Consider the following 13168-nt stretch of genomic DNA (forward strand, 5'->3'; position numbering starts at 1 on the left):
ACGTACGGCGGCCCATCGCGCACGGGTGGCGGTCAGCGGGCGCCGACGTCGATCGGGGGTGCTCTGGCTCGTCTCGCTTCCGACCCGGAAGGTCAGCGAGGCGCGGCCCTTGGCGGCGGGGTCGGTGGCCCTGATGGCTGCGGAGGCCCTCGGGCCGGAACTGGTACAGCGAGTCGCTCGAACCGGCACCGTCGAACCCGACTGCGGCCATGAGACCACTCACCTGCTCCGACCTGGGAGATTGCCTGGCTTGGTCCTGGCCTGGCCGTCGTACCGGGCCCAGGGGCTTCCGGAGTCCACCCACTCAGACTTTGTCCTGAACGTGGAAAAAGTTGCACGCTACTCGCGCGTAAGTCCTTCCCACTCTGGAAAATCGTTGTTACGTTCCTCCCCGACAGCCTGATGACGCAGACAGTGCAGACAGGCGCAAACAGGTGCTGAGTCTCCAGAACATGGGTGAGGGAGAGGAGGGATCGTGCGACGGATGACTGCTCGACCTGAGAACGCGCATCAGGCACGACTGCTTCGTCTGCTGCGTGACCACGGGTCCAACTCTCGTGCCCAGCTGGGTGATCAGGTCGAACTGTCACGGTCCAAGCTGGCCGTGGAGGTGGACCGGCTGCTGGAGACCGGGCTGGTTGTCGCGGACGGGCTGGCCCCCTCCCGAGGTGGTCGGCGGTCGCACAACGTCCGGCTCGCGCCGACGCTGCGCTTCCTCGGTGTCGACATCGGCGCCACATCGATCGATGTCGCCGTGACGAACGCCGAGTTGGAGGTCCTGGGCCATCTCAACCAGCCCATGGACGTGCGTGAGGGCCCGGTCGCGGTCTTCGAGCAAGTCCTGGCCATGGCAGCCAAGTTGAGGGCCACGGGGCTCCTGGAGGGCTTCGACGGCGCCGGGATCGGCGTCCCGGGACCGGTCCGCTTCCCCGAGGGCGTTCCGGTCGCGCCACCGATCATGCCGGGCTGGGACGGCTTCCCCGTGCGGGAGGCCCTCAGCCAGGAACTCGGCTGCCCGGTCATGGTCGACAACGACGTGAACCTGATGGCGATGGGAGAGCAGCACGCGGGCGTCGCCCGATCCGTGGGCGACTTCCTCTGCGTCAAGATCGGCACCGGCATCGGCTGCGGCATCGTCGTCGGTGGCCAGGTCTACCGCGGGACGACCGGCAGTGCCGGTGACATCGGACATATCCAGGTGGAACCGGGAGGCCGCGCGTGTGTGTGCGGCAACCGGGGCTGCCTGGAGGCCCACTTCAGCGGTGCCGCCTTGGCCGCTGACGCGGAGCAGGCCGCACGCGAGGGCCGGTCGGTGGAGCTTGCTTCCCGGCTCGAGACAGCGGGGCGCCTGACAGCCGCGGACGTCTCGGCTGCCGCGGCGGCAGGGGACGCGGTGGCTCTGGAGCTGATTCGGGAAGGCGGGAGGCGGCTGGGGCAGGTCATCGCCGGGCTTGTCAGCTTCTTCAATCCGGGACTGGTGGTGATCGGCGGCGGTGTGACCGGCCTCGGGCACACCTTGCTGGCCAGTGTTCGGACCCAGGTGTACCGGCAGTCGTTGCCGCTGGCCACGGGCAACCTACCGATTGTGCTGGGCGAGTTGGGACCGGCAGCCGGAGCCATCGGCGCGGCCCGCCTCATCAGCGACCACGTCTTCTCACCAGCCTGACCGCTCCCCGACCCCGTCGGCAACGGACCGCGACTCACGCCACGACAACCTGTGGTGTCACTCCGGCACCCCAGGGCACCGTTGCAAATCCTCCAGAAACACCTCCGGAAACACCTCTGGCAACATCTCCAGGACCGCCGTAGCCGGCGCATGTCGCCGCCGGCTGACGGCCCCTCATGGTTGCCAGGCCATCAGGCCTCCGTCCCTCCCTTGCCGTGCCCTGCGCTACCACGTCCCGGCGCACACGACGCCACGGGGCTCAACAGAGCTGCCCACGCACCCGAACCACCCTGTCCAGCCTGCCCACTCACGGACCGCACCCGCCGAGGGGATCCTTCATGGCACCACAACCACCCCTGCTCACCATGTCCGGCATCACCAAGTCGTTCCCGGGCGTCCGCGCCCTGGACGGTGTGGACCTGGAGGTCCAGGCCGGTGAAGTCCATTGCCTGCTCGGCCAGAACGGCGCCGGCAAGTCCACCTTGATCAAGGTGATCGCCGGAGCCCACCAGCCCGACGGCGGTGAGATCACCTGGCAGGGCGAGCCCGTGACTCTGGGATCACCGATCGCCGCCATGCGTCTGGGCATCGCCACGATCTACCAGGAACTCGACCTGATCGAGGGGCTGTCCGTCGCGGAGAACGTCTACCTCGGCCACGAACCCACCTCCGCCGGGTTCGTCGTGCGCGGCGCCGCCGCCCGTACGGCGACCAGGGAGCTACTGAAACGTCTGGGTCACTCGGAGATCGATCCGACACGGCTGGTCGGCGAGTTGTCCGCGGCGCAGCAGCAGATCGTCTCGATGGCCCGCGCCCTGTCCCACGAGGTCCGGTTGATCGTGATGGACGAGCCGTCGGCGGCGCTCGACCCCGAAGAGGTGGACAACCTCTTCAGGATCGTGGGCGATCTGACGGCCGAGGGGGTCGCCGTCATCTACATCTCCCACCGCCTCGAGGAGATCCGGCGCATCGGCGACCGGGTCACGGTCCTCAAGGAGGGCCGGTCGGTCGCGGGCGGTCTGCCTGCCAAGTCGACGCCGACCCATGAAGTCGTCGCCCTGATGACCGGGCGGAATGTGGAGTACGTCTTTCCCGAGCGGCCCGAGGCCGGGTTCGCCACGGGGAAGGAACCGGTGCTGACGGTCCAGGGGCTCACCCGGCGAGGGGAGTTCGCGCCCGTCGATCTGGAACTGCGGCCCGGAGAGATCGTCGGCCTCGCCGGGCTCGTCGGGTCCGGGCGCAGCGAGATCCTGGAGACGATCTACGGGGCTCGCAGACCCGACGGCGGCCGCGTCCTCGTCGACGGCACTCCCCTGCGCCCTGGCAGCGTCCGTGCCGCCGTCCGCGCCGGGATCGGCCTGGCGCCCGAGGAGCGCAAGGCGCAGGGCCTGCTGATGCTGGAATCCGTCAGCAGCAACGTCTCGGTCTCCACCTTGTCCCGGTTCGCCCGCGCGGGCTGGATCGACCGGCGTGCCGAGCGAGCCGCGACGCACCAGGCGGTTCGGGAACTGTCCCTGCGGCCGGACAATCCCGATTCCGCGATCAGGACCCTGTCCGGCGGCAACCAGCAGAAGGCGGTCCTCGCACGGTGGCTGTTGCGGGGCTGCAAGGTGCTGCTGCTGGACGAGCCGACCAGGGGCGTCGACATAGGCGCCCGGGCGGAGCTCTACGCCGTGATTCGCCGGCTGGCCGACGAGGGCCTGGCCGTGCTTCTCGTGTCCAGTGAGGTGCCCGAGGTCCTGGGTCTCGCCGACCGGGTGCTGGTGCTCCGTGAGGGCAGCGTCGTGCACACCGCGGACGCCCGGGAGCTCGACGAGCACCGTGTACTCGATCTTGTGATGGAAGGGAGCCCGACGCCATGACGCAGCCGGCCACTGCGGCGCAGAAGGAAGCGCCGACGTCCGCCGCCAAGTCCGCGGAGGACCAGGACAGTTCACGCCGAATCGGTCGGCGGTGGGACGTGCGCACGCTGTCCTTGCTCGGAGTCCTCGCTGTTCTCGTCGCGGTCGGCGGGATCACTGCACCGGACGAGTTCCTGGCGACGAGCAATCTGCAACTCGTCCTCACCCAGGCGTCCGTGATCGGTGTCGTCACCGTCGGCATGACCTTCGTCATCACCAGCGGCGGGATCGACCTGTCGGTCGGCGCGATGGTGGCGCTCGCGTCGGTGTGGGCGACGACCGTGGCGACCCAGGAGTTCGGCTTCGCCGGCATCCTCTTCACCGCCGTGGTCGTCGGTGTGGGCTGCGGCCTCGTGAACGGTGTGCTGATCGCCTACGGCAGGATGGTCCCGTTCATCGCGACGCTGGCCATGCTCGCCTCCGCCCGGGGCCTGGCGTTGCAGATCACGGACGGCAGCACCCAGGTCGTGAGCGTCGAGTCCGTGCTCGATCTCGGCGCCAGGGACTCCTACGTCCTCGGCGTCCCGCCCCTGGTCCTGATCTTCGCCGCGGTCACCGTCATCGGCTGGCTGCTGCTCAACCGCACCACCTTCGGCCGCCGCACCGTCGCGGTCGGTGGAAACGCGGAGGCGGCCCGCCTCGCCGGCATCGACGTCCGCCGCCAGCGCCTGTACCTGTACCTGCTGTCCGGACTGTGCTGCGGTATCGCCGCGTTCATGCTGATCGTGCTCGCCGGCTCGGGCCAGAACACCAACGGCAACCTCTACGAACTGGACGCCATCGCCGCGGCGATCATCGGCGGCACCCTGCTCAGCGGCGGCCGCGGCACCATCATCGGCTCCGTCCTCGGTGTCCTGGTCTTCACCACGATCACCAACATCTTCGCCCTGAACAACCTGGAGACCGCCGTCCAGCAGATCGCGAAGGGCGCCATCATCGTCGCCGCCGTCCTCGTCCAGCGCCGCTCGCTGCACGGTGACACCTGACGCCGTACCGCACACCCCCGGACGGCGGCCCTGACACCGCCGTCCGGCATCCCCCACCTCCACCATCTGACGCACACCGCCCAGTCGAAGGGTCGATCCACCATGGCCGGAACCCCCAACACAAGCCGCAGAGCACTGCTGTTCGGCACCGCAGCCATGTCCGCCGGCGCGCTGCTGACGGCCTGCACCAGCAACGAGCCCAAGGACCAGGAACCGGCCGCGGACAACGCCGCCCCGGTCGCGGACGACAAGCCGGGCAAGGCCGTGACCATCGGCTTCGCCGGCCCGCAGGCCGACCACGGCTGGCTCAACGCCATCAACGACAACGCCAAGAACCGCGCCAAGAAGTACTCCGACGTCACGCTGGAGATCACCGAGGGGTCCAACGACACCGCCCAGCAGATCGGGCAGATCCAGACCCTGATCAACAAGAAGGTCGACGTCCTGGTGATCCTGCCGGCCGACGGCAAGGCGCTCACCCAGGTGGGCCTGCAGGCCATGCGGGCCAGCATCCCCGTCATCAACCTGGACCGGGTCTTCGCCTCCCCGCAGGCCTACCGCTGCTGGATCGGCGGCGACAACTACGGAATGGGCCTCAACGCCGGCCACTACATCGGCGAACAGCTCAGGGACAAGAAGAACGCCAAGGTCGTCGAACTCGCCGGCCTCGACAACCTCGAACTGACCCAGCAGCGCACCAAGGGCTTCGACGACGCCCTGAAGAACTACCCGAACATCCGCAAGGTGGCCCGGCAGGCGGCCGACTTCACGGTGGAGTCCGGGCAGGCCAAGATGGCCCAGCTCCTGCAGGCCCAGTCGCAGTTCGACGCGCTGTGGAACCACGACGACGACCAGGGCGTGGGCGCGCTGCGCGCCATCGACCAGGCCGGCCGCGACGACTTCCTGATGGTCGGAGGTGCCGGTGCCAAATCCGCGATGGACGCCATCAAGGCCGACAACAGCGTGCTCAAGGCGACCGTCCTGTACCCGCCGACGATGGCCGCGTCCGCCATCGATCTGGCCCGGGCGCTCGGCCAGGGCAAGGGCGTCGGCGGCCTCGCCGAGTTCGAGATCCCGTCCTCGCTGACCCTCTACTCGGCCGTGGTCACCAAGGACAACGTCGACCAGTACCTGCCGACCGGCTTCATCTGACCGGTCCGGGCCGCGCGCCCCGCGAAGACAGCGATGAGTCAGTGACACTCCGACGAGGAGGAATCCGTATGGAACACAGGGACAGTCGGACCGCACCGCCGGCACTCGGCGTGGGCATGGTGGGCTACGCGTTCATGGGCGCCGCGCACTCACAAGGGTGGCGCACCGCAGGGCGCGTGTTCGACCTGCCGCTGCGGCCGGTCCTGGCAGCGATCGCCGGCCGCGACGCGCACGCCGTGCGGGCGGCGGCCGACAAGCACGGCTGGGCCGCGGCGGAGACCGACTGGCGTGCCCTCATAGTCCGCGACGACGTGCGGCTCGTCGACATCTGTACACCGGGCGACAGCCATGCGGAGATCGCGATCGCGGCGCTGGAGGCGGGCAAGCACGTGCTGTGCGAGAAGCCGCTGGCCAATTCGGTCGCCGAGGCCGAGGCCATGGTCACGGCCGCCGAAGCGGCCCGTGCGCGCGGGCAGTTGGCCATGGTGGGCTTCAACTACCGGCGTGTGCCCGCCCTCACCTTCGCCCGCCGGCTCATCGCCGACGGCAGGCTCGGCACGCTGCGCCATGTGCGGGTCAGCTACCTCCAGGACTGGCTGGTCGACCCCGAATTCCCGCTGACGTGGCGGCTGCAGCGGGAGCACGCGGGGTCGGGGGCGCTCGGCGACCTCGGCGCGCACATCGTCGACCTCGCGCAGTACCTGGCGGGTGAGGTGCTGGTCGGGGTCTCCGCCCAGATGGAGACATTCGTCAAGGAACGTCCCCGCCTGGACGGTGCCTCCTCGGGCCTGAGCGCTTCCGGCGGCACCCGGCGCGGTCCGGTGACGGTCGACGACGCGGCCGTGTTCACCGGCCGGCTCGCCTCGGGGGCGCTCGCCACGTTCGAGGCGACCCGGATGGCGTCGGGCCGCAAGAACGCCCTGCGGCTGGAGATCAACGGCGAGTCCGGTTCGCTCGCCTTCGACCTGGAGCGGCTCAACGAGCTGTGCTTCCACGACCACCGGGAGCCCGCCGCCACGGCGGGGTTCCGCAGGATCGTCGTCACCGAGCCCGAGCACCCCTACCTGGAGGGCTGGTGGCCGCCGGGCCATGCGCTCGGCTACGAGCACACCTTCGTCCACCAGGCCCGCGACCTGGTAGAGGCCATCGCCTCCGGCACCGATCCGATGCCGTCGTTCGCCGACGGTCTGCAGGTGCAGCGGGTGCTCGCCGCGGTGGAGGAGAGTGCGCAGAAGAACTCCGTCTACACCCCTGTCCAGGCCGTCGAGGCCCAAGTCCGGTAGAGAGCCGTCAGGAACCCCGTTCGGAGGCACCATGCCACGCCCGTTCACCCTGTTCACCGGTCAGTGGGCCGATCTGCCGTTGGAGGAGGTCTGCCGTCTGGCCGCCGAGTTCGGCTATGACGGCCTCGAACTCGCCTGTTGGGGCGACCACTTCGAGGTCGGCAAGGCCCTCGCCGACCCGGCGTACATCGACTCCAGGAAGGCACTGCTCGACAAGTACGGTCTGAAGTGCTGGGCCATCTCCAACCACCTGGTCGGCCAGGCCGTCTGCGACGCCATCATCGACGAACGCCACCAGGCGATCCTGCCGTCCGCGATCTGGGCCGACGGGGATCCCGAAGGGGTACGACAGCGCGCGGCGGACCGGATGAAGGACACCGCGCGGGCCGCGGCCGCGTTCGGCGTCGACACCGTCATCGGCTTCACCGGCTCCTCCATCTGGCACCTGGTCGCCATGTTCCCGCCCGCACCCGAGTCGATGATCGAGCGCGGTTACGAGGACTTCGCGACCCGCTGGAACCCGATCCTCGACGTCTTCGACGCGGAGGGCGTGCGGTTCGCACACGAGGTCCACCCGAGCGAGATCGCCTACGACTACTGGACGACCGTCCGCACGCTGGATGCGGTCGACCGTCGCCCGGCCTTCGGCCTCAACTTCGACCCCTCCCACTTCGTCTGGCAGGACCTCGACCCGGTGGGCTTCCTGTGGGACTTCCGCGACCGCATCTACCACGTCGACTGCAAGGAGGCCCGCAAGCGCCTCGACGGCCGCAACGGCCGCCTCGGCTCCCACCTCCCGTGGGGCGACCCGCGCCGCGGCTGGGACTTCGTTTCCGCCGGGCACGGCGACGTCCCCTGGGAGGACGTCTTCCGGATGCTGCGCTCCATCGACTACAAGGGCCCGATCTCCGTGGAGTGGGAGGACGCCGGCATGGACCGGCTGCAGGGCGCCCCGGAGGCACTGACCCGTCTCAAGGCGTACGACTTCGAGCCGCCGTCGGCCTCCTTCGACGCGGCGTTCGGGGGCGACGACAACTAGCTGCTACGCCGCCGGAGCGCCGCATGCGGAAGGTGTGCGGCGGCGCTCCCGTGACCGCACGTGCCCGGTGGCAGGCGAGCCACCGGGCCGATCCGGGCTGCCCCAACACCTCTTTGTCCTGGGCCGGGAGAAAGTTCGCTCTCTTCGCGCACAAGGGGTTCCGGTCAGGGACGAACGGGACTACGGTCCCCTCGTGCACAGGAACCACGCAGCGGTTCGAAACTGACGGCTCATCCAGATCGGGCGGCACACCGCTCGACCGACCTGCGGAGGACGGCCCCGCACAGCGCAGGGCCAAGGCCTTCAGGTATCCCGCACTTCTCACCGGCGGCCCCATTGCCGCCCACTCGCACGCCGTAACCGCGCCAACCACGGAGCCAGCCCTCCAAGGCCGCGGCCAAAGCCGCCCAAATGCCGGCGGTGGGCGGGAGGCCCCCGGGCCCCCACCCACCGTCCTCCACACCACATCGGAACATCGACATGGCAGGGAGGCAGCCCGTGAACAACGACGGGAACGCATCGGAGCCCCAGATCGACGGACGGGCCGCACGCACCGGTGTCTGGTTCGTGGGAGCCCGTGGATCGGTGGCCACCACCGCCGTCGCCGGATGCGCGGCCGTCACCGCCGGACTGCATGCCCCCACCGGCATGGTCACCGAGACACCACCGTTCGACGGCACCGGCCTGCCGCCCCTGCCCTCACTCGTCTTCGGCGGCCACGACACCGCCCACTGCCCGCTCCCCAAGCGGGCCGAACACCTCACCGACGCGGGCGTCCTCCCGCACGGCCTCGCCTCCGTCGTGCGCGCCGAACTCCAGGCCGCCGACGAGGAGATACGGACCGGCGGGCCGTTCCCGGACGACCCTCGCAGCGACGAGGAGCTCATCGCGGACTTCGCCGCCGACCTCACCTCGTTCCGCGTGCGCAACGCACTGGCACGAGTGGTCGTCATCAACGTCTCCTCCACCGAGCCCCTGCCCGCGCCCGACGTCGAAGGGCTCCCGCCCAGCTCCCTCTACGCGGCCGCGGCCGTGCGCGCCGGCTGCCCCTACGTCAACTTCACCCCGTCCACCGGGTTGCGCACCCCCGGCCTCACCGACGCCGCCGCAGCGGGCGGACTTCCCCACGCGGGCCGTGACGGCAAGACCGGCCAGACGCTGCTGCGGGCCGTGCTCGCCCCGATGTTCGTCCAACGCGCCCTGCAGGTACGGGCCTGGTCCGGCACCAATCTGCTGGGCGGAGGCGACGGGGCGGCGCTGGCCGACCCGGGCGCCGCCGCGGCGAAGAACGCCGGCAAGGAACGCGTCCTGACCGAAACCCTCGGGCACACACCCCAGGGCGAGGTGCACATCGACGACGTACCGGTGCTCGGCGACTGGAAGACCGCCTGGGACCACGTCGCCTTCGAAGGCTTCCTCGGCTCGCGCATGATCCTCCAGACCATCTGGCAGGGCTGCGACTCCGCCCTGGCCGCACCGCTCGTACTGGACCTGGCCCGGCTGGTCGCCCGCGCCCACGACGCGGGCCTGTCCGGTCCGCTCCCGGAACTGGGCTTCTACTTCAAGGATCCCGACGCGGGTCCCTCCGGCCTGTCGGAGCAGTTCAACGCACTGCTGTCGTTCGCCGACCGGCTGCGGGAGGCGCGGTGATCCGCGTTCAGCAGGCCCGCCTCGCCCCGCCCGACCCGATGCGTACTCCGAAGCCCGCCCGGCCCCACAACGGCCAGGGCCCCGTGGGCGCCGAACCGGGGCGCGGGCTGCGCGCGTGGCTGCGGGACTGGGCCGAACTGCTGCGCGTCTCCGCCCTGTTCACCGTGCCCGGCGACGCCCTCGCCGGTGCCGCGACCGGCGGACTGCGGCCCAACCGGGGCACGGCGTACGCCGTGGGCGCCTCGCTCTGCCTGTACGAGGCGGGCATGGCACTCAACGACTGGGCCGACCGCGACGAGGACGCCCTCGACCGCCCCCATCGCCCCGTACCCTCCGGCCGTATCTCCCCGACGGCGGCGCTGGGCGCGGCCGGACTCCTGACCGCGGCGGGCCTGACCTCGGCCGCCCGAGCCGGCCGCCCCGCACTCGTGGTGGCGTCGGCACTGGCCGCGACCGTGTGGGCGTACGACCTGCGGCTGAAGCACACTCCTGCGGCCCCGGCGGCGATGGCCGCGGCCCGCGCCCTGGACCTCCTGCTCGGCGCCACGGCCACCATGTCGGCGGCCGACGTGACGCGGGCGCAGCGAGGAGCTGCCGCCACGGCACCACCCGTGCCCGCTCGCCGCCCGCCGCGGGGAGAGGCGGGGGCCGGGAGCGGGGAGCCGCAGCTCCCGATGTCCCGTCAGGGGCGGGCCAACGGGCAGCGACGCCCCACCGCGTCCCCTACCGCCCTACGCACCGTGGCCCCCGCCCTCGCGCTGGCCGCCCACACCTACGCCGTCACCGCCGTCTCGCGGCACGAGACGCACGGGGGCTCCACACGCACCCCCCTCGCCGCCCTCGGCGCGACGACCACGCTCGGTGCCCTGCTGGGACGGACACGCACGACGCCGGGGGTGCTACCGACGCTGACGGCCGCCTCGTACGTCCGGACCGCCGCCGTTCCCTTCCTGCACGCCGCTCTCAACCCGTCCCCGCCCCTCACACAACGTGCCGTCGGCGGCGGGATCCGCGCCCTGATCCCGCTCCAGGCCGCGCTCGCCGCCCGGTCCGGGGCGAACGGCACCGCCCTCGCCCTGCTGGGACTCGTCCCCGTGGCCCGCACCCTCGCACGGAAGGTGAGCCTGACATGAGCCGCCGACAGCGACTCCGCCTCGGTTACGGCACCAACGGCCTCACCGACCTCCGCCTCGACGACGCCCTCGGCCTGCTCGCGGACCTGGGCTACGACGGCGTCGGGCTCACGCTCGACCACATGCACCTCGACCCCCTCGCCCCCGATCTCGCCGCCCGCACCGCCCGGGTCGCCCGTCGGCTCGGCGAACTGGGTCTCGCCGCGACCGTCGAGACCGGCGCCCGCTATGTGCTCGACCCGCGCCGCAAGCACGGTCCGTCGCTGCTGGACGCGGACCCCGAGGGTCGTGCCGCCCGCACCCGGCTGCTGATCACGGCGGTCAAGGTCGCGGCCGACCTCGGAGCGCACGCCGTGCACTGCTTCAGCGGCATCACGCCGCCCGGCACCGACGACGACATCGCGTGGCAGCGCCTGTGCGAGGCGCTCGCGCCCGTCCTCGACGCCGCGGCCGCCGCCGACGTACCGCTGGCGATCGAACCCGAACCGGGCCACCTCCTGGCCACCCTCGCCGACTTCCATCACCTGCGCACCTCGCTCGACAGTCCCCCTCCGCTCGGCCTGACCCTCGACATCGGCCACTGCCAGTGCCTGGAGCCGCACCCGCCCGCCGAGTGCGTCCGCGCGGCCGCGCCCTGGCTACGGCATGTGCAGATCGAGGACATGCGTCGCGGGGTGCACGAGCATCTGCCGTTCGGCGACGGCGAGATCGACTTCCCGCCCGTGCTGGACGCCCTCGCCGCCACCGGCTACCAGGGCCTGACCGTCGTCGAACTGCCCCGCCACTCCCACGCCGGGCCTGAACTGGCCCGCACCTCCATGGAGTTCCTCCGCGCCGCGGCAGCCACCACGAAGGGAGCGACGGCAGCATGACGCACACCGCTCCCTGGACCCGTGACGACGTCGCCGCCTCGCTGCCCGCCGACACCGCGCGCGCCTGGTTCGACGAAGCGCTGGCGGAGGCCGCGGCCGCCGCACGGACACCGCCGACGGCCCCCTCCCCGTATCTCGCCCACAGCTGGGAGCTCCGCTTCGCCGCCGCCGGACGCCACTGCGGCCACGACCACGCGGACGCAGTCCGTACGCTGCTGCTGGCCGAGGCCCGGGCGGGAGCCGAGACCCTGACCCGGCTCTACCAGCACGGCAGTGCCGCCGAACGCCGCGCCGTGCTTCGGGCGCTGCCGGTCCTGGTCGACGGTCCACACGCCGTCCACCTCGTCGAGGACGCTCTGCGCAGCAACGACACCCGGCTCATCGCCGCCGCCGTCGGCCCGTACGCCGCCGCCCACCTCGATCCGCACGCCTGGCGTCACGCCGTCCTGAAGTGCCTGTTCACCGGCGTCCCCGTCGACGCGGTCGCGAACCTGGCGCAGCGGGCGGCCGGCGACGGCGAACTGGCCCGCATGCTCACCGACTTCGCCGCCGAGCGCTCCGCCGCCGGCCGCGACGTCCCCGACGACCTCCGTCGCGTGCTGACCCTGACGGGCGAAGAGCCCAAGGAGCTGTGATGCGCATCTTCGACCCGCACATCCATATGACGTCCCGCACCACGGACGACTACGAGGCGATGCACGCCGCCGGTGTGCGCGCCGTCGTCGAACCGTCGTTCTGGCTGGGTCAGCCCCGCACGGGTCCGGCCAGTTTCCTCGACTACTTCGACGCCCTCCTCGGCTGGGAGCCCTTCCGCGCCGCCCAGTACGGCATCGCCCACCACTGCACCATCGCGCTCAACCCCAAAGAGGCCAACGATCCACGCTGCACGCCGGTCCTGGACGCCCTGCCCCGCTATCTCGTCAAGGACGGTGTCGTCGCCGTCGGCGAGATCGGATACGACTCCATGACACCGGCCGAGGACACCGCGCTGGCCGCCCAGCTCCAGCTCGCCGCCGACCACGGCCTGCCCGCCCTCGTCCACACGCCCCACCGCGACAAGCTCACCGGGCTCCACCGCACCGTGGACGTCCTCCGCGAGTCGAGCCTGCCCACCGACCGGGTGCTGCTCGACCACCTCAACGAGACGACCGTGCGAGACGCCAAGGACAGCGGCTGCTGGCTCGGCTTCTCCGTCTGCCCGGACACCAAGATGGACGAGGACCGCATGGTCGCCGTCCTGAAGGAGTACGGCCCGGAGAAGATCCTCGTCAACTCGGCCGCCGACTGGGGAAGGAGCGACCCGCTCAAGACCCGCAAGGTCGGCGACGCCATGCTCATGGCCGGCTTCGGCGAGGACGAGGTCGACCAGGTGCTGTGGCGCAACCCGGTCGCCTTCTACGGACTCAGCGGCAGGCTGCGGCTCGACGTCCCGCAGGCGCAGGACCTGCACGAGGGCAACTCCATCCTGCGCGGGGGCGAGTAGAGC

Annotated in this window: 11 protein-coding genes; all 11 read left to right on the top strand. The window is 71.1% G+C overall.

What is annotated here, in order from left to right:
* Positions 1 to 484: 484 nt before the first annotated feature.
* Positions 485 to 1666 (top strand): ROK family protein, encoded by a 1182-nt coding sequence (locus ACFZBP_RS37970; RefSeq protein WP_391420356.1) that lies wholly within the window; start codon positions 485 to 487, stop codon positions 1664 to 1666.
* Between the two features lie 338 nt (positions 1667 to 2004).
* Complete coding sequence (locus ACFZBP_RS37975) at positions 2005 to 3528, top strand: sugar ABC transporter ATP-binding protein (RefSeq protein ID WP_383460945.1); 1524 nt, start codon at positions 2005 to 2007, stop codon at positions 3526 to 3528.
* The gene (locus ACFZBP_RS37980) at positions 3525 to 4553 is read left to right on the top strand and encodes an ABC transporter permease (protein WP_391420359.1); all 1029 of its coding nucleotides are present in this window, start codon (positions 3525 to 3527) and stop codon (positions 4551 to 4553) included. The genes ACFZBP_RS37975 and ACFZBP_RS37980 overlap by 4 nt, the downstream gene beginning before the upstream one ends.
* A gap of 102 nt (positions 4554 to 4655) precedes the next feature.
* Positions 4656 to 5705 (top strand): substrate-binding domain-containing protein, encoded by a 1050-nt coding sequence (locus ACFZBP_RS37985; RefSeq protein WP_391420361.1) that lies wholly within the window; start codon positions 4656 to 4658, stop codon positions 5703 to 5705.
* A gap of 68 nt (positions 5706 to 5773) precedes the next feature.
* The gene (locus ACFZBP_RS37990) at positions 5774 to 6988 is read left to right on the top strand and encodes a Gfo/Idh/MocA family oxidoreductase (RefSeq protein WP_391420363.1); all 1215 of its coding nucleotides are present in this window, start codon (positions 5774 to 5776) and stop codon (positions 6986 to 6988) included.
* A 31-nt stretch (positions 6989 to 7019) separates the two neighbouring features.
* Positions 7020 to 8027: a TIM barrel protein gene (locus ACFZBP_RS37995; protein ID WP_391420365.1), complete on the top strand. Its 1008-nt coding sequence runs from the start codon at positions 7020 to 7022 to the stop codon at positions 8025 to 8027.
* 480 nt (positions 8028 to 8507) lie between these two features.
* Positions 8508 to 9677, top strand: a complete 1170-nt coding sequence (locus ACFZBP_RS38000; protein WP_391420367.1) for an inositol-3-phosphate synthase — start codon at positions 8508 to 8510, stop codon at positions 9675 to 9677.
* Positions 9674 to 10810, top strand: a complete 1137-nt coding sequence (locus ACFZBP_RS38005) for an SCO3242 family prenyltransferase (RefSeq protein WP_391420369.1) — start codon at positions 9674 to 9676, stop codon at positions 10808 to 10810. The genes ACFZBP_RS38000 and ACFZBP_RS38005 overlap by 4 nt, the downstream gene beginning before the upstream one ends.
* Positions 10807 to 11682 (top strand): TIM barrel protein, encoded by an 876-nt coding sequence (locus ACFZBP_RS38010; protein ID WP_391420371.1) that lies wholly within the window; start codon positions 10807 to 10809, stop codon positions 11680 to 11682. The genes ACFZBP_RS38005 and ACFZBP_RS38010 overlap by 4 nt, the downstream gene beginning before the upstream one ends.
* Positions 11679 to 12317 carry an EboA domain-containing protein gene (locus ACFZBP_RS38015; RefSeq protein WP_391420373.1) on the top strand — a complete coding sequence of 213 codons (639 nt, stop codon included), beginning with the start codon at positions 11679 to 11681 and terminating at the stop codon, positions 12315 to 12317. The genes ACFZBP_RS38010 and ACFZBP_RS38015 overlap by 4 nt, the downstream gene beginning before the upstream one ends.
* Positions 12317 to 13165, top strand: a complete 849-nt coding sequence (locus ACFZBP_RS38020) for a TatD family hydrolase (RefSeq protein ID WP_391420375.1) — start codon at positions 12317 to 12319, stop codon at positions 13163 to 13165. The genes ACFZBP_RS38015 and ACFZBP_RS38020 overlap by 1 nt, the downstream gene beginning before the upstream one ends.
* The last annotated feature ends 3 nt before the right edge of the window (positions 13166 to 13168 follow it).

This window comes from Streptomyces sp. NPDC008086 (genome assembly GCF_042957325.1).
Taxonomy (GTDB): Bacteria; Actinomycetota; Actinomycetes; order Streptomycetales; family Streptomycetaceae; genus Streptomyces.